This is a genomic window from Pseudoalteromonas sp. CO348 (assembly GCF_004208845.1).
Classification (GTDB): domain Bacteria; phylum Pseudomonadota; class Gammaproteobacteria; order Enterobacterales; family Alteromonadaceae; genus Pseudoalteromonas; species Pseudoalteromonas maricaloris.
Genome location: NZ_SGPI01000031.1, coordinates 1 through 16,208, shown reverse-complemented (window position 1 = coordinate 16,208; position 16,208 = coordinate 1). Strand labels below are relative to the sequence as shown.

18 protein-coding genes and 1 tRNA gene are annotated in these 16,208 nt (G+C 42.4%); 11 read left to right on the top strand and 8 right to left on the bottom strand.

The genetic code is table 11. The features are described 5' to 3' along the window. The first annotated feature begins 69 nt into the window (after window positions 1-69). Genes EXT48_RS15405 through EXT48_RS15390 form a run of 4 tightly spaced genes read left to right on the top strand, consistent with a single transcriptional unit; the run spans window position 70 to window position 2,261 of the window. Window positions 70-570 carry a nuclear transport factor 2 family protein gene (locus EXT48_RS15405; protein WP_130164968.1) on the top strand — a complete coding sequence of 167 codons (501 nt, stop codon included), beginning with the start codon at window positions 70-72 and terminating at the stop codon, window positions 568-570. 29 nt (window positions 571-599) lie between these two features. Beyond that, a complete protein-coding gene (locus EXT48_RS15400; protein WP_017218496.1) occupies window positions 600-866 on the top strand; it encodes a YkoF family thiamine/hydroxymethylpyrimidine-binding protein in 267 nt (88 codons plus the stop codon). After that, window positions 866-1,486 carry a nicotinamide riboside transporter PnuC gene (gene pnuC, locus EXT48_RS15395; RefSeq protein ID WP_039493061.1) on the top strand — a complete coding sequence of 207 codons (621 nt, stop codon included), beginning with the start codon at window positions 866-868 and terminating at the stop codon, window positions 1,484-1,486. Before EXT48_RS15400 ends, pnuC begins: the two co-directional genes overlap by 1 nt. Beyond that, entirely contained in the window at window positions 1,449-2,261 is an 813-nt protein-coding gene (locus EXT48_RS15390) for a phosphotransferase (RefSeq protein WP_239360642.1), read from the top strand. Before pnuC ends, EXT48_RS15390 begins: the two co-directional genes overlap by 38 nt. A gap of 66 nt (window positions 2,262-2,327) precedes the next feature. Here EXT48_RS15390 and EXT48_RS15385 read toward each other — a convergent pair whose 3' ends face one another. Further along, window positions 2,328-2,510, bottom strand: a complete 183-nt coding sequence (locus tag EXT48_RS15385; RefSeq protein ID WP_010607231.1) for a helix-turn-helix domain-containing protein — start codon at window positions 2,508-2,510, stop codon at window positions 2,328-2,330. Between the two features lie 197 nt (window positions 2,511-2,707). Here EXT48_RS15385 and EXT48_RS15380 point away from each other — a divergent pair. Further along, a tRNA-Arg gene (locus EXT48_RS15380) sits at window positions 2,708-2,782 on the top strand. A gap of 14 nt (window positions 2,783-2,796) precedes the next feature. Here the strand turns inward: EXT48_RS15380 and EXT48_RS15375 are convergent. Further along, a complete protein-coding gene (locus EXT48_RS15375; protein WP_010607232.1) occupies window positions 2,797-3,762 on the bottom strand; it encodes a zinc transporter ZntB in 966 nt (321 codons plus the stop codon). A gap of 477 nt (window positions 3,763-4,239) precedes the next feature. Between EXT48_RS15375 and EXT48_RS15370 the strand changes: the two genes are divergently transcribed. From EXT48_RS15370 to EXT48_RS15360, 3 genes are read left to right on the top strand one after another with little or no spacing between them, the layout of a single operon-like run. Beyond that, window positions 4,240-4,674 carry an ATP-dependent zinc protease gene (locus tag EXT48_RS15370; RefSeq protein ID WP_010378990.1) on the top strand — a complete coding sequence of 145 codons (435 nt, stop codon included), beginning with the start codon at window positions 4,240-4,242 and terminating at the stop codon, window positions 4,672-4,674. After that, window positions 4,671-5,576, top strand: coding sequence for a 30S ribosomal protein S6--L-glutamate ligase (gene rimK / locus EXT48_RS15365; RefSeq protein WP_010378991.1), 906 nt, complete (start codon window positions 4,671-4,673; stop codon window positions 5,574-5,576). Before EXT48_RS15370 ends, rimK begins: the two co-directional genes overlap by 4 nt. Then, a complete protein-coding gene (locus tag EXT48_RS15360) occupies window positions 5,563-6,591 on the top strand; it encodes a succinylglutamate desuccinylase/aspartoacylase family protein (RefSeq protein WP_010378992.1) in 1,029 nt (342 codons plus the stop codon). The genes rimK and EXT48_RS15360 overlap by 14 nt, the downstream gene beginning before the upstream one ends. Here EXT48_RS15360 and EXT48_RS15355 read toward each other — a convergent pair. From EXT48_RS15355 to recQ, 4 genes are all read right to left on the bottom strand, one after another. Continuing rightward, window positions 6,581-7,144, bottom strand: coding sequence for a mechanosensitive ion channel domain-containing protein (locus EXT48_RS15355; RefSeq protein WP_017218501.1), 564 nt, complete (start codon window positions 7,142-7,144; stop codon window positions 6,581-6,583). The genes EXT48_RS15360 and EXT48_RS15355 overlap by 11 nt on opposite strands. A gap of 58 nt (window positions 7,145-7,202) precedes the next feature. After that, window positions 7,203-8,870, bottom strand: coding sequence for a POTRA domain-containing protein (locus tag EXT48_RS15350; RefSeq protein WP_130165008.1), 1,668 nt, complete (start codon window positions 8,868-8,870; stop codon window positions 7,203-7,205). Between the two features lie 151 nt (window positions 8,871-9,021). Beyond that, window positions 9,022-9,309: a DUF3630 family protein gene (locus EXT48_RS15345; protein WP_039493070.1), complete on the bottom strand. Its 288-nt coding sequence runs from the start codon at window positions 9,307-9,309 to the stop codon at window positions 9,022-9,024. Continuing rightward, window positions 9,309-11,123 carry a DNA helicase RecQ gene (recQ, locus tag EXT48_RS15340; protein WP_045988914.1) on the bottom strand — a complete coding sequence of 605 codons (1,815 nt, stop codon included), beginning with the start codon at window positions 11,121-11,123 and terminating at the stop codon, window positions 9,309-9,311. The genes EXT48_RS15345 and recQ overlap by 1 nt, the downstream gene beginning before the upstream one ends. 193 nt (window positions 11,124-11,316) lie before the next feature. Between recQ and rarD the strand changes: the two genes are divergently transcribed. Next, window positions 11,317-12,207 (top strand): EamA family transporter RarD, encoded by an 891-nt coding sequence (rarD, locus tag EXT48_RS15335; protein ID WP_039493074.1) that lies wholly within the window; start codon window positions 11,317-11,319, stop codon window positions 12,205-12,207. Here rarD and EXT48_RS15330 read toward each other — a convergent pair. Continuing rightward, window positions 12,196-13,431, bottom strand: a complete 1,236-nt coding sequence (locus tag EXT48_RS15330) for a response regulator (RefSeq protein ID WP_205992104.1) — start codon at window positions 13,429-13,431, stop codon at window positions 12,196-12,198. The genes rarD and EXT48_RS15330 overlap by 12 nt on opposite strands. Window positions 13,432-13,659: 228 nt before the next feature. Then, on the bottom strand, window positions 13,660-14,031 hold the full coding sequence (gene maoP, locus EXT48_RS15325) for a DUF413 domain-containing protein (protein WP_010607241.1): 372 nt from the start codon (window positions 14,029-14,031) through the stop codon (window positions 13,660-13,662). 87 nt (window positions 14,032-14,118) lie between these two features. Here maoP and EXT48_RS15320 point away from each other — a divergent pair, with 87 nt between their 5' ends. Together EXT48_RS15320 and EXT48_RS15315 are read left to right on the top strand one after the other, a co-directional pair. Next, window positions 14,119-14,964, top strand: a complete 846-nt coding sequence (locus EXT48_RS15320) for a LysR family transcriptional regulator (RefSeq protein WP_010607242.1) — start codon at window positions 14,119-14,121, stop codon at window positions 14,962-14,964. Window positions 14,965-15,112: 148 nt separating this feature from the next. Continuing rightward, window positions 15,113-16,042 (top strand): porin, encoded by a 930-nt coding sequence (locus tag EXT48_RS15315; protein WP_130164966.1) that lies wholly within the window; start codon window positions 15,113-15,115, stop codon window positions 16,040-16,042. Window positions 16,043-16,208 lie beyond the last annotated feature (166 nt).

The window sequence follows — 16,208 nt, the reverse complement described above, 5'->3', positions numbered from 1 at the left end:
TTATCATCGTCGAATTAAGCGCTACAGGCGCTTTTTTTATACTCGATTAATACGGCTTTTGGAGTGGCTATGATGCGCTATCGGTTCTTGTTATTCTTTATATTAATACTGAGTGGTTGTAGTAACTCGGTTAATATCAGTAAGAAAAATACATTCATCAGCCATGCCGATGCTTACTTTAATAGCTATGCTCAGCGGCAGAACTTTACCCAGTTTATCGAGTTCTATGCCGAAGATGCCGTGCTTGAAGATATGGTTTTTGGTCATAAGGCACGAGGTAAAGATCAGATTACGGCTTTTTTTAATTGGTCTGCTGGGAATTTTGCTGTGCTGGATGAACAACCCGTCTTAGTGGTTGAGGATAAAATAGTCGATAGCACGACTCGAACCGTGGTTGCTAGAGGCGTTTTTAATCGCTTTAATTATGCGTCACGCGAGTTAGGGCCTTGGCGATTTCTGATAGTGCTAAAGTTTGACGAAAAAGGTAAAATTATCTATCAGCAAGATTGGATTAACTATACCCCAAAATCGGAATTTACCGGTGGGGAAAATCTAAACCAGCAATATTAATAATCGGCTGCCATTTGTAAGGAGCGCCCATGCAAGTTTCTGTTGAAATAAGCAAGTACCCACTGCACCAAGACTATATCCCTTTTATTAAAGGTTTTATTGATAGGCTGAATGAGCATGAAGGGATCAAGGTGATCACAAACACGATGTCAACTCAGGTCTTTGGTGAATTTGATTTAGTGACTTCAGTATTGAATCAAGAAATGAAACACTCATTTGAAGCTTACGGAAAATGTATTTTTGTTTGTAAGTTTATCTCAGGCGATTTATCTCCAGCTGATAGTGCCTGCGATTAATGGACTGGTTTACTGAAACCTTTGCAGGGTTCACAGCGATGTCGAGTTGGGAGTATATCGCTGTGGTGCTGGCTGTAGCTTATTTACTGCTGGCAATTCGAGAGAATATTTGGTGTTGGCCAGTGGCCTTTATTAACACCTTCATCTATACCGTGCTGTACTGGAACGGAGCACTAGTGATGGAATCACTGCTGCACTTTTACTATATGGTCATGGCCGTTGTTGGCTGGTGGATGTGGCGTCAGGGTGACAAAAACAAGCCCAGTGATATTGTTTCTTGGTCGTTATCAAAACATCTTTCAATCATTGTTATCACTTCAGTGGTTTCCGTTGTACTCGGGTATTTCACCAAGCATTATATGGCGGCAGATCTCGCTTATTTAGATAGCTTTACTACGTGCTTTGCGGTGGTGACGACCTATTTAGTGGCTAAGAAAATTCTTGAAAACTGGTTATATTGGGTCGTGATTGATGCAGCCTCTATCTACCTTTATTACCTTAAAGGTTTCTATCCTACGCTGGTACTATTTATTTTCTACACCTTGATGGCGTGTTGGGGCTACAAGCGTTGGTACGAAGAATATGAAGCTAAGCAAGGAAAGACGCTTGCAGCACTCTGAGCTTGAAAAATTAAAAGTAAAGGTGGATACCGTATTCAAGGTTTCAGCGGAGCGATTAGAAAAGCTAACTAAAGGTGTGAGTAACAATAATTACCTGATGGTGAGTAAGGGCGAAAGCTACCTATTAAAATGCTATAGCCATGGTATTCCTACTGAGGCATTAAAGGCACAGAATGAGTTAGCACAGCAAGGCATTACTTCTAACGTACTGCAGTACGACCTACGCACTCGTATGGCATTGTTCACCTTTATGCCAGAAGTGTGTGCTGAGCCAAAGTTAAACACTGCGTTGTTAGCGCAAGTTATTCAGGTGCATAGCTTAGAGCTTGAAGTATACGAGGTGCTGGACTTAGTCGGTTATGTTCAGGCTATTGATGAGAAACTGCGTCACTTAGTTGATATCGAATGGCTTATCGAAAGCTTAGCTTCTTTACCCGTGGATCAGGCGTTTTGCCATAATGACTTAGTCATGAGCAATATTATTCAAAGCCCAGAGGGGGTTCGGTTAATCGACTTTGAGTATGCTTGTCATAGTGACATATTTTTTGATTTAGCAGCGCTGGTGTGTAGTTTTAGCTGTGGTGTTGAAGCAGCACTTACGGTGGTTGAGTCTTATTTTTCTCTAAAGCGGCAAGGCATGCCTTCATACGCTCAAGCTAAACTGACGGTATTTTGCCAGATTTATTTGATTGTTAGCATTCAATGGTACGAGCAGCGCGGCGTAATGATAGAAGCCGAAAAGCTTAGGCAGTTACTGAAGCAGTGGATACTGTAGCTACAAGCTGAGCCAGTAGTATGTGATATTCCTTGATCACATTACTGGCCATCACTATTGGGTAGTTTAAATACCACCCAGTCGCTGTGCTAGCTCTTTGTATTTTTCAACATCGGCTTTGTCAAAGATAGGTTCGCCATTGGCATCAGTGTCTTTGGCGACTAGCAAGTTTTCTCGTGCGAGGCGTCTTACGCGCTCAACCTTTACGTCAAGAAACTCTGCAACTTGCTCTGTTGTCATCGGTGTCATATTTGGGATCCTCAATGATGTATCGCGATATTTCTGAACTGGCAGCAATATCAGTCTATTTTATTATTTTCAAAGCATAGCTGAATAACTGGTTTTTTGCCTAAAGTACAGCTTTTTTTAAAAAATAGGTTACTAATTAGTCATATAGCAAACATTGTCTGGCAATTGCCTGCACTTCGCATTATTATGTTGCCGACGCTCTCGTGGTGAAATGGATATCACGTAGCCCTCCGGAGGCTGAGTTCTAGGTTCGATCCCTAGCGAGAGCGCCAATGCTTACTCCTAGTTACAACCAGCCTTTGCGTTTAAAGTACACGCCAATACCGCCAGTTAGTACCACCAACATAATAACAAAAAAGGCAAATGCGCCACCCCATTCAGTGCCAGGAATACCGCCAATATTCACCCCTAACAAGCCTGTTAAAAATCCAAGTGGTAAGAATAACGCTGCAACGACGGACATCACGTACATTCTTTGGTTTAACTGTTCATTTTGATGGTTGGTGATCGCATTTTGGATCACTTGTGCACGTTCAATCGCAGCCTCTAATTCTTCGATATATCGACTTAAGGCATTGCTCGCCTCTTCAATCATGTGTCGATGATCTTCATCTAGCCAAGCAATCTTTGCCAATAGCAGTTCGCTAATAGCAAGCTTTTGTGGCTTAAGATAGCGTTTTAAACCAATGGTTTGCCTTCTTAATGTTGAAAGTTGCTGATAGTTTGGCAGCTGCTCACTGCTTTCCATCGCGTCTTCAAATTCATCAAGCTGTTCTTCTATTTGCCAGATGATATCTTGCATTCGCACAGAAAGTCGCATCACCAATGTAGACAGTAACTCACCGATACTTTTTGCGCCTTGACCCTTTTTAAGCGATGCCAGCATATCTTGGGCAGACATAATATGGCGCTTACGACAGGTGATAAGTAGTTTATCGTTTGCAAAACAGCGAATAGAAACCATGTCTTCAGGGCTTTGCTTGGGGTTAAGGTTCACGCCACGCAAGAACACTAGCAAACCTTCATCGCCATTAGCCGTTCTCGGACGGGTTTCATCTGCCGTTAGCGCTTCTCTTTCCCAGTCATCCAAAAACGTTTGTTGCTTCAGCCATTCGGTCGTTTCGTCGAAGCTGTAGTCAAAATGGAGCCAAAGTGGCTCCTTGTGAATTACGGATTTTACTTCACTCAGATCGCAAAGTAGCCTACCGCCACCTTGACCGTCGAGCACAAACGCATGGAGTAATCCAGTCATAGCTAATTCCTATTAAAAAGTTCGTCCCAAGACTGACATAGATAATTTAATTTTCAAATTCATTTAAAAATCTTGGCGATGAAATAAATTGTTTGAATACTCTATTTTAACCTGAGGTTTGGATAAGGAATGTTCAAACTCATTGTTTCTAAAGAACAACTTAGTTTTTCCTTGTCTAGCCAGAGAGTTTTAGGGAAAACAAGGCGAATTTACGCACCAATAGCTGGCTATTGGAAGTGAATTCAACGCAGTTAGCGCTAAAACTGGCTGCTAGAAAGGCATTAATTATCCGCAGCTCAGGTTATTTTACTTTAGCTCAGTATAGGGCTTTACCTTGAAAAATGTGTAAGTGGTGTTACTGTAAGTTAAGGTGCTTGGCTTAACAGAGCGCTTTTATCTTTAGGATAAATTTATTTTGTTTTTCAAGTGACTTGAATCAGCGTATAAGTCCGAACTCATTTTGTACGAGAGCATAATATGATCACAGTTGGTTGGAGAGAGTGGCTTTCCTTACCCGATTTAGGTATCGAAAAAATCAAAGCGAAAGTAGATACTGGAGCAAGAACATCATGTCTGCATGCCTTTAAGGTTGAGCCTTTCAAAACAGAACAAGATGAACTTTGGGTAAGGTTTTGGATCCACCCCAAACAAGACAATACCGACTATGAAGTCTGTAGTGAAGCAAAAGTAGTAGATGAGCGCGTTGTTACCGATTCGGGCGGTCATAAAGAACTACGTTATGTAATAGAAACAAATTTAACTATCGGTAATCAGGCTTGGCCAATTGAAATCACGCTAAGCAATAGAGAAACCATGAAATTTAGAATGTTACTGGGCCGCACGGCGATGCGAGGCCGCATCCTTGTTGATCCAGAACAGTCATACTTAAGTAATAAAACGGATAAATCATGAAAATTGGCATTCTTTCAAGGAATCAATCTTTATATTCAACACGTCGTTTAATTGAGGCGGCAGAGCAGCGTGGGCATGAAGTTGAGGTTATTGACGCGCTACGTTGTTATATGAATATCAATAGTAGTGAGCCTGAAATTCACTTTAAGGGTCAGCAGTTGAGCGGCTTTGATGCGATTGTTCCGCGAATTGGTGCCTCTGTGACGTTTTATGGTTGTGCGGTACTCAGACAGTTTGAAATGATGGGGGTTTACCCATTGAATGAGTCTGTTGCAATCACTCGCTCAAGAGATAAGTTACGTTCATTACAGTTACTGTCAAGAAAAGGCGTAGGCATGCCAATCACAGGCTTTGCCAGTAAGCCTGATGACGTTAAAGACTTACTGGAAATGGTTGGCGGCACACCAGTTGTGATCAAACTACTAGAAGGCACACAAGGTATTGGTGTGGTGTTAGCTGAGACACGTAAAGCGGCGGAAAGCGTTATCGAAGCATTTATGGGCTTAAAAGCCAACATCATGGTGCAAGAGTATATTAAAGAAGCTGGTGGTGCTGATATTCGCTGTTTCGTTATCGGCGACCGTGTCATTGCCGCGATGAAGCGTCAAGCGCAAGAGGGCGAATTCCGCTCAAATCTGCATCGTGGTGGTTCAGCGACATTGGTAAAAATCACTCCGGAAGAGCGCCGCACTGCAATTGCTGCAGCAAAAGCCATGGGCCTAAATGTTGCCGGTGTAGATTTATTGCGTTCAGAGCGTGGTCCTTTGGTGATGGAAGTGAACTCATCTCCGGGCCTTGAGGGCATTGAAAAGGCAACAGGTAAAGACATAGCTAGCTTGATCATCTCCTTTATCGAGAAGAATGCAGCGGCGAAAAGGACTGCTACACGTGGCAAAGGTTAAAATCAACCAACCCTTTACGTTATTAGATACACGAGTGGGTGTTGCTGAAAGGCAGACTGTCCAGTTGGAAGTGGCCAAGCTCTACACCCACACACCAATGACTATTCCGATTGAAGTCGTTAATGGCGCAGAGGCCGGACCGGTACTTTTGGTCTGTGCCGCAATTCATGGTGATGAATTAAATGGCGTTGAGGTCGTGCGCCAGCTATTAAGTAAAGTCGATGCGGCAACGCTACGTGGTACCTTGATAGCGGTGCCTATCGTAAATATCTTTGGCTTTATTCATAAGTCTCGCTATTTACCTGATAGACGAGACCTAAACCGCTGTTTTCCAGGTTCTGAGCAAGGCTCGTTAGGGGCTCGAATGGCATCTATGTTTTTCGATTTGGTGGTAAAGAAATGCACCCATATTATCGATTTACATACCGGCGCGATTCATCGCTCTAATTTACCGCAGATCCGTGGTGACTTGTCCTGCGAAATGACCAAAGAAATGGCCATGGCGTTTGGTACGCCGGTTGCGATAGATGCGCGACTGCGTAATGGTTCGCTACGAAGTGAAGCGGCGGGATTGGACATTCCTGTTATCACCTATGAGGCGGGAGAAGCGTTGCGGTTTGACTCATTGGCCATTGCTGCTGGATTGCAGGGGGTTGAAAATGTCATGCGTAAACTCAGAATGCTGCGTGGACGTCGTAGGAAGCAACGTCATGACGCAGTTATCGCGGCAGCGACAAGTTGGGTGCGTGCAGACGTTGATGGTATTGTTCGAGCTCAAGTTAACTTGGGGGAACGTGTATCAAAAGGTCAAATTTTGGCTTATATAGACAGTCCATTAGGTCAAAGCGAAGAAGCGATTATCGCGCCCCGTAGTGGGATAGTAATTGGCCAACAAATGCTACCTTTGGTGAATGAAGGAGATGCAGTTTTTCACTTAGCTTACTTTGCACATGCAAATAGCATTGTTGAACAACAGCTAGAAACCTTTATTGACGATATAGGCCCTATTTCTTAGGGCCTAATGTTCTTCTTGGTGTTGGAACCTGTTTAGGTTTAGCCGGTTCCTGACTAAGCACCATAACGGGTCGAGTGACAAACAAATTGTTAGGATATACGACCTTATGGCCGTCAACGTGGCGCAGTACTACACTCATCAATCCCATCTCTACAATACATCCTTCAACAAAGTTTGCACCGTCGACAATTCTTACCCAATTCCCAACGCGATAATCGTTTTGAATAAACATAAGTAAAAACGAAGTCAGATTGGAAAGTAATGACCAAGCGGCAAACATGGCAACACCAAGCATCGCAAATAACGATGAACCAAGCACCAGTAAACCACGAAGTTCTATGCCCCAGAATACGAGCATAAAACAGACGAATACAAAGGCAACGAGTACACGAACGAGTAAGTCGGCACGTTGTTTACGATGAGAGTCTATTTTTCCGCGTGTTACTTTTTCTAAGAGTTTGCAACATGCTTTCATTAATAGTGGGAAGGATAATAGCGCCACCAAAGTTACAATTAGCTTGTATTGACTGAGTGCGAAATCTAACAAATGCAAAATCGTATCCTAAGAAATTTTTTCTGTTTTATATCATGTTTATTGTTGTGCGACACCGTTAAAAGCGATTTTTTACCGTTAATAGCCACTGTACGCTATCGACGTTATCCGGGCCATTGATTGGCGCAGCTAAATCAATATGAACCATGATATCTGAATTGGCTCGGCTAGGTGCTAAACGCAAGCCAATACCGACATTTTTTAGGACTGATTCATCTGCTTCAATCGGCAGGTGAGAGTGGTACGCGCGACCCACGTCAAAAAAAGCTGCACCACCAATTTTGAATAAACGCAGTAAGTCATATTCCCAGTAATAGCGCTTTTCGATATTGAGTAGCATGCTTCGACTACCTTGCTGATATTTTATTGGGTATCCGCGAAGTCCGGTTTCACCCCCTAACGTAATTTGATTATCAAAGGTCAGGTTATTTCCATAGGTATAGCTCGCATTGATAAACCAAGACTCATACAAGCTGGTATTTAAATAGTATTGAAAGGTCGTTTTCGCTATTAGGTTTTCGGTTTTATCTGTGTCTTTGTTCCAGTTGCCACTAACATCAAAATAAAAACGCCATAAGCTGTGATCTGAGGTGTAGTGCGCTGTATTGGCAGAAAATGAATAGACAAGACGCTCAGTATCGTCACTCCAAGATTCGGCTGAATAGCCAAATAGAGCATTAACATTCCAACCTAAATTAAGATCCTCTGTACGATAAATCGAGTCGAAATTGCGTACCTTTACATAGGAATCTTCAAACCACTGTGCTTGAACATAAGGGTAGGTGAGCGTTCTATCTTGTGCAATGGGTAAAGTGGTATCAGCTATCTCACGGAAGGTATGCTGCTCATGTCTAACGCCTGCGATGAGACGGCGAGTCCAACTACCCGATAGCGCTTTTGAGTGTCCGAAGTAGACTTGCGTGACATCCGTGGATTGACTGAACTCTGAGATTGTTTCACCTTCAGAATATATGGGCTCTTCACGTTTGTCGGAATAACTCGTAAAACCATAACTATATGGAGTATCGGTTGCAAAAAATGGATAGCTCACATCAATATAGTGGCGTTCACCATCGTCATTATCTGAATATTCTACGCGACCACGATATCTTGAGTTTAAAATATTAGGGTCATCATAGACAAATTGATAACCAGAGCGGTCGACCTCTTGTATGTGGGTAAAAGAAAGGCGCTTTCCCCAGCCAAATAAATTACTTTCTCTAAACCCAATTCGAGAAGTATTCTCCCCACCACTACGACTAAAACTTAAATCGGGCAATAGTGTCCAAAGATCCCGCGTTACAACCGTAACTAAAATATCACCATCACAGTTTTCCACGGCATAGATACGTGCATCATATAGGTATGACTGATTGCGAAGGAGTCGTTCGGATTCACTGAGTTTTCTTGGGTTGTAAGCATCCCCTTCCTGAAAAAGGAGCACGCTTTTTAATACTTCGGGCTTGGTTTGAATATGATAACGGTTGGCAAATCGGAATAGGGCATTGTCTTCTTCAGGTTTATCGGTATCGAAAACATTAAGTTGTTTTAGAGTGATAGCGACGACCTTTTTACCTTCTGCAGGCTCAGGATAGGCTTGTTTGCTGTCTAGCTGGCGTGAAAGATTTTGGTCGCTTTGTGCTTCAACTCGGTTATTACCACAGCTATTAGCAAAATCAACTGCAGGCACTTTTTCAGCTTGCGCAGCTGCATTTAGGCTACACATTAGCACAATACTATTACACGAAATCCTCTTTACATTCATCACAGAGCCTTTAAGTCTAATATTCCTTTAGTATGGATTATATTGTTGCAGCTTGCTTTAGTTCTGCAACAAAAGTAATAATATTTATAGACTTAAAGAGCTTTATGTGGACTTAACGAGAAAGTTGTTGGCGTAGGAAAGGTAGGAGCTCTAAGGCATCAACGCCATCAGGAGCTATCCAAACACTCTCACTGTAATGTTCAAAATTTAAATTAAAATTACAGCTTTTATATGAAAAACGCCACTGATGTCTATCCGCTCCAGCAGAGAATTCAATTAATTGAATCTCATCTTGATGTAAGAATATTTGCCCCCAAAGTTCAAATTCATCGTCTTGAGGTGTAATTTCACAGCTGACGATAATCACCTCGTGTGAATTATCCAAAGTGAGTGTAGTCATTATTCTCTTTCCAAATAATTGCGAATGAGCTGCATGAAAGGGGCTCCGTACTTGCTGAGCTTAGTAAAACCGACACCAGACACTTGCAAAAACTCACTATCAGTTGTTGGCGTTCTTTGTGCCATTTCTGCCAATGTTCGGTCGTTAAATACAACATACGGCGGTACATCATCTTCATCTGCGAGCTGCTTTCTGAGTGCACGAAGCTTAGCAAATAGTTTCTTATCGTAATTAAACTGAGCCAGTTTATCTTGATAGACATGCTTAGCTACAAGTCTTGGTTCTGCGAGTTGCAGCACATATTCGCCGCGAAGTACGGCGCGGGCGGCTTCTGTTAATCTAAGCGTTGCGCCTTGAGTAATATCTTGACTCAATAAACCATGATGGATCAATTGACGTAAGATACTCAGCCAAAATTCATTGCTGTGCTCTTTCCCGATCCCATAGGTTGAGAGGGTATGGTGGTTTTGTTCTCTGATCCTTGCGGTATTTGCCCCACGCAAAATATCCACAATGTAACCAATGCCAAAGCGTTGCTCTGCGCGGTATACGCACGATAACGCTTGTTGGGCAACTAATGTGCCATCAAATTGTTTCGGTGGATTAAGGCAAATATCACAGTTACCGCATGCTTCACGTTGATATTCGCTGAAGTAATTGAGTAAAATTTGACGACGACAGGTTTGCGCTTCAGCAAAACTCGACATCGCCTGAAAGCGCTGTTCTTCGACCTTACGACGTTGCTCGTCTGGAATATCTTCAAAAAAGCGTCTAACGCGGGGAATATCTGCAGGATCAAAGTACATAACGGCTTCAGCAGCTAAGCTATCTCGCCCTGCACGGCCGGTTTCTTGATAATACGCTTCTACACTTTTAGGAATATCATAGTGAACCACAAATCGCACGTTGGGTTTATTGATCCCCATCCCAAAAGCAACGGTTGCAACTACGATTTGAATGTCATCTCGGGCGAAGCGGTTTTGTACAAATTGGCGCTGATCATTATCTAGACCTGCGTGATAACCAGCTGCATTGAACCCGGCATCAATCAGCTTTTCGGCAATATCATCAACACGTTTACGGCTACCACAATAGATTATGCCACTTTGCCCCTTTTGCTCTTTTAAATAGCGGATCAATTGCGACAGGGGTTTGAACTTTTCTTCGATGGTGTAACGAATATTGGGTCTGTCAAAGCTACCGGTATAGATAAATGGTGCTTGCATACCTAATTGCTGGACAATATCCTTTCGTGTCGCTAAATCAGCCGTTGCGGTTAATGCCATCATCGGAACAGACGGAAAATGTTGACGTAATTCTTTTAAACGAAAATAGTGCGGTCTAAAGTCATGTCCCCAGTGGGATACACAGTGAGCTTCATCAATGGCAAACAAACTGATGTTACAATTGGATATGCGTTCAATAAAGTCTCGTTGTAAGGCCTTTTCTGGTGCAACGTACAGCAGCTTTAAACGACCTTGGAAAAGCGCGTCATAGATATCTCTTTGCTGCTCCCAAGCGACGCTGTTGTTGATATATTCAGCGGCTATGCCTTGTGCTTTTAACTGCGCGACCTGATCTTGCATTAATGAGATAAGTGGCGATATAACAATTGTCACGCCTGCAAATAATGCTGCTGGGACTTGGTAACAGAGTGATTTACCGCCGCCGGTAGGCAGTAGTACAAGCGTATCCTGACCAGCTAAGCTAGACTGAATAATATCAAGCTGACCATCTCTAAACGTACTGTAGCCAAAGACATCTTTCAGTACTGAATGAGGGTCGTTAATTGGGGTGCTTACGAGGGTATCCATCGGCGTCATTTTAGAGCTTTTTTTGAACCTTGTCTTTGCTTTTTATCTAATCTTAAGAGACTTGAATAAGTTTTGAGCACTTGTCGGATTTAAACTTTGTGATTGTGAATTCATCGAACTTTCATCGCCGTGATTAGTAAAAATGAGTATAATGATTGACCTCTTAGTTGATCCCTCCAAAGGTTAAACGCCCGTGATTGAAGAACAAAAGAAAGGCCATTTACTCGCTGTACTCGCCTTTTTTATGTGGGGACTTGCACCCATCTATTTTAAGCAACTCGTCCATGTCGACGCGATTGAGATACTCATTCATCGCGTTGTATGGTCTGTATTTTTTATTGCACTAATTGTGCTGGCAAAGCAGCAATGGCCCAAAATTAAGGCCATACTGGCTAATCCAAAGTTGCTGGCGATGTTGACACTCACTGCGTTGCTGTTGGGTTTTAACTGGGGTTTATTTATTTGGTCAGTGAATAACGGCTTTATGTTAGACGCGAGTTTGGGTTATTACATCAACCCATTACTTAACGTGCTATTGGGAATGCTGTTCTTATCGGAAAGGTTGAGAACGGCGCAAAAGTTTGCTGTGCTATTAGCGATAGTGGGTGTGGTATTACAGTTAATTAGTTTTGGTTCATTCCCTGTCATTGCGTTTTCACTGGCGGGATCATTTGCGATATATGGATTGTTACGTAAGACTTTAGCGGTTGAATCGCTTCCGGGATTGCTGGTGGAAGCCCTTATTCTCACCCCAATTGCACTGGCTTATTGGTGGTGGGTTGAGCCGAGTGCCACAAGCAACCTTTGGAATAATGATTGGTATACCAACACGCTATTGATAAGTGCGGGTGTGGTGACAACTTTGCCTTTGTTATGCTTTACCGCAGCAGCAAAACGGATACCCTACACGACACTTGGCTTTTTTCAATATATCGGGCCGAGCTTAATGTTCATATTGGCGGTACTCTTTTATGGGGAAGCCTTTGATGCTGAACGAGCAATAACGTTTGCCTTTATTTGGGGCGCGCTGGTGATGTTTAGCTTTGATTCTTATCGAGATAAAAGAAAGCGCTTAGTGAACTAAGCGGTTTCTTCCCGAAGCTTTCGCCTGATATAAACGCTCATCGGCTTGTTTTATCAGGCTTTCTATGTCCGTAGTCACCTGAGCGGCAAGTCCCATTGAAACAGTAAACGAGATCCGCTGTTCAGTCAGTGCATTACTACTTTGCTCTAAATATTCCCTGAAGCATTCCAGTCTTTCTTTGCAATGATCAGCCACCGTATCTTTAAAGTATATCGCAAACTCTTCGCCGCCTAATCGAGCGACTAAATCATTGGGAAAGTATTGAGCAAACGCTTGGCCAATTGACTCAAGCACCGCATCGCCGCCTTCATGGCCATATTTGTCATTTACTTGCTTAAAATGATCTATATCTATCATAGCGATCAGCCCGTAGAGCTCCTTTTTATGTCTTGCTTTTAGGCTTTTCTTTACGGTATCGAAAAAGTAGCGCCGATTTGGCAAACTGGTTAAATAGTCTGTATTTGCTTGTCGGCGTATCGTTTGAATATGTTCTAGCATATCGACGTTTTGGCTAAGACGGCAGTAAAACTCCTCAGCGTTAAAGGGCTTTCTGAGGTAGTCATTAGCTCCATTTTTCAAAAATCGTGTAGATAAATTTTCGGTTTCAACTCCAGATATACCAATTATCGCTTTATCATCATCAGTGTAGAGTCGCCTAATTTCGATACATAACTCTTCGCCTCGCATATTTGGCATTTCATTGTCGGTGATGATCACTGAAATATCCGGATTGTCTTTTAATACCGCGAGTGCCTCTATGCCATCACAGGCTTCTAGTACCTGATATTTATGGCGAGTGAGGAGTGCTGAAACATAGTGTCTCGACGAAATAGAGTCGTCAACAACCAGTACTCTGACATTTTCGTTTCTTGGCAGGCGTTCTAATTGGCGACGTAAATAATGATAGGCTTGTTTATTTTCCTTGGTGATATAGTCGATGATGGGGTATTGTTCAACGATTGAGCGAGTCTGACTTTCAAGGTTACCAGTCATCACTATGGTAGGAATATCAGCTTTAACCGTGCAGGGAATAGCTTCTCCAAGCGGCGCATCAGGTAACACAAAATCTACCACGGCACAAAAATAGTCGTGCTGTGATAACAATGCTTTGGCTTCAGCCAAAGACTCTGCAATATCTACATGATATCCCACAGTGGTTGCAATATGCTTTTGCACCTTCGCAATGGTGGGGGTGTCTTCAATGATTAAGATTTTCCGTAACACAACCTTCGCCAATCATTTCCTGTTTTACTAATTCTTAACCTAACTGCGCTTAATTGCAATGCTTGTGCTAATAAACAGATAACGACTAAGAACAAAATACGAGAAGATAGGGGGTGATGAGGTAATCGAGATTGAAATGGGATTGATAATAGAAGTGCTTAGACACCAACGACAGAAATAAGGTTACTCTGTTGGCGTCTAAGCTTGATAGGATTTAGACGATTTTGCTTATAGCTCGTCGTCAATATCTACCGGGATCACCACGCTACCATCGTTTTGAACTTTAGAGCGTCCAAATAGCGTGTGAAACTTTGTCTTACACGTAGTATGCTTCAAATATTTGGTCCAGGCTTTTTCTACAGCGTTAGTTGGAGGAATTAACCCTTCCATTACCTGAACAAACTGGGATTGGAAACTGTTTTGAGGTTCTTCTGCTTTGCTGTATAAGCTTCTTAATGTGGCACCACAGCGTTCAAGAATTTCGGCTTCTTGTAGCGTGAAGTGACCACTGCGTCCGAATCCTCTAGGGAAGTTGGCGTCATCATAAAAGGCTCTGGGGCTTGCAAATGCATTTTTCAAAGTCGCTAAATTATGATCCATAACTGAGTCCTCTAAGATTATCTGGCTGGAGTATGGACCAAGTTTTATAATTTTTTAAACGAGTAATTTTTATCGTCAGGAAGAAAAATGGACATAGATCTATTAAAAACTTTTGTCGAAGTTGTCAAAACCCGTCACTTCGGTCGAGCGGCAGAAAATTTATACATCACTCAGTCAGCTGTAAGTTTTAGGATCCGCCAGCTTGAGCAAAGTTTAGGGGTGAATCTTTTTATTCGCCAGCGTAACAATATTCAGTTAACTGCGCCAGGTGAAAGGTTGTTACCACACGCCAAAATGATCTTAACTGGGATGCAGCGCGCCAAAGTCGATGTTGCACTTGCAAACAATATGCACAAGCAATTGTCACTGAGTGGCACGGCTAATATTTGGGACGCATTTTTACAATTCGGGATTAACCATATTGTATCCGCTATGCCCGGAGTATCGCTTGTTGCTGAAGTGAAAGCACAGCAAGAAAGCACGCGACTATTATTAGAGCGAACACTGGATCTCGCTGTTCTGTTCGATCCGCCAAAAGTGGATGAGCTGGTTGTTAAGCCGATCAGCGATCTTGCTATTATTCCTGTAAGCACTTTTGATAACGCAACAAAGGAAGACTTTTTTGACAACCAGTATGTTTATGTTGATTGGGGAACTGCTTTTTCTCTATGGCATGCAAAACAGTTCACTGGCGCAACCCCTCCTTATTTTAGAACCAGCACCGGCAGAATAGCACTCGATCTTATTCTTCAGTGTGGTGGCTCTGCATTTGTGCCAGAAGCGTTAGCGTTAGAGTCCATTGAGGCTGGAAGGTTGACTCAAGTTGACGAAGTAGAAAGTAACTCAAGAGAGATATTTGTGGCATACCACAAAGACAACGACCAATTAGAGCAAATAGAAACCATCGTAAATTTACTGGGGGCGGTGAAGTAATTCTTATAATGAACCTTTTGTGACGCATTTCTGAAGCTTGGGTGTCATTTTATTTTCAGAAATATTTTATGTGTAATATTTTTGTCATTTACCAGTGTCAAACTGCGCGTGTTTTGAAAATACGTGTTGCGATATTGAGGAAATACACATGAAACTAACTAAGACTGCTTTAGCGCTATCATTACTAAGTGCATTCACTTTTCAAGCAAACGCTGAAGTAGATGTTTATGGTAAAGCGAATGTATCGGTACAATCTTCTGACGATGGTGCTGGTTCAGTTACTGAAATTAAAAGTAACGCCTCTCGCTTTGGTTTCAAAGGTTCTGAGAAATTAGACTCTGGTTTAGAAGTTATTTATAAGCTTGAGTTCCAAGTAGATGTCTCTGACGCTGATTCAAAAGGTGATAAAGACAATATTACTGCACGTAATCAGTACGTGGGTTTAAAAGGTAACTTCGGTGAAGTCGTTATCGGCCGTAATGACACCGCATTAAAACAGTCTCAAGGTAAGTTAGACCAGTTCAACGACCTTGAGGGTGACATTAAGGTACTCTTTAAAGGCGAAAATCGCTTAGGTGATTCAATTTCCTACAAGTCACCAAGCTTTAATGGCTTTAGAGTATTAGGAAGCTTTATTGCTGAAGACAGTGAAGAAGGTGAAAACGGTTTCTCTACTGCGCTAACATACGGCGATGCTGGATTGAAAGAGTCAGCTGTCTATGCAGCGATTGCGGCAGATAGCGAAGTAAACGGCTATGACACGGTTCGTTTCACTGTTCAAGGTAAAGTAGCTGACTTCAAACTTGGTGCAATGTACCAGACACAAGAAAAGGTGGATGGAAGTGCAGAGGCCGATGGGTACTTGCTAAATGCAGCGTACAAATTGGGCAATGCGACCTTGAAAGCACAGTATCAAGCTATTGATTTCGATGCCGGTGACAAAGTAGATGGTATTTCTGTCGGTGTTGATTACAAGCTTGCTAAAAACGCGAAGGTTTATGGTTTCTACTCAACATTTGATGCAGACAACCAAGTAGAAAAGGATTATCTAGGCCTAGGTATCGAGTATAAGTTTTAATTTATAGATTTTATCCAAGCTTATATATAGTAAAACACCCGCCTAACGCGGGTGTTTTTGTTTGTTTTATATTCGGGTTGTTTTCTTTTTGCTCGAACAAACGTTTTTTCGCAATTTTCTTTAAAAAAAGGGTTGCACTAAAATCGGATCGCCCTATAATGCGACC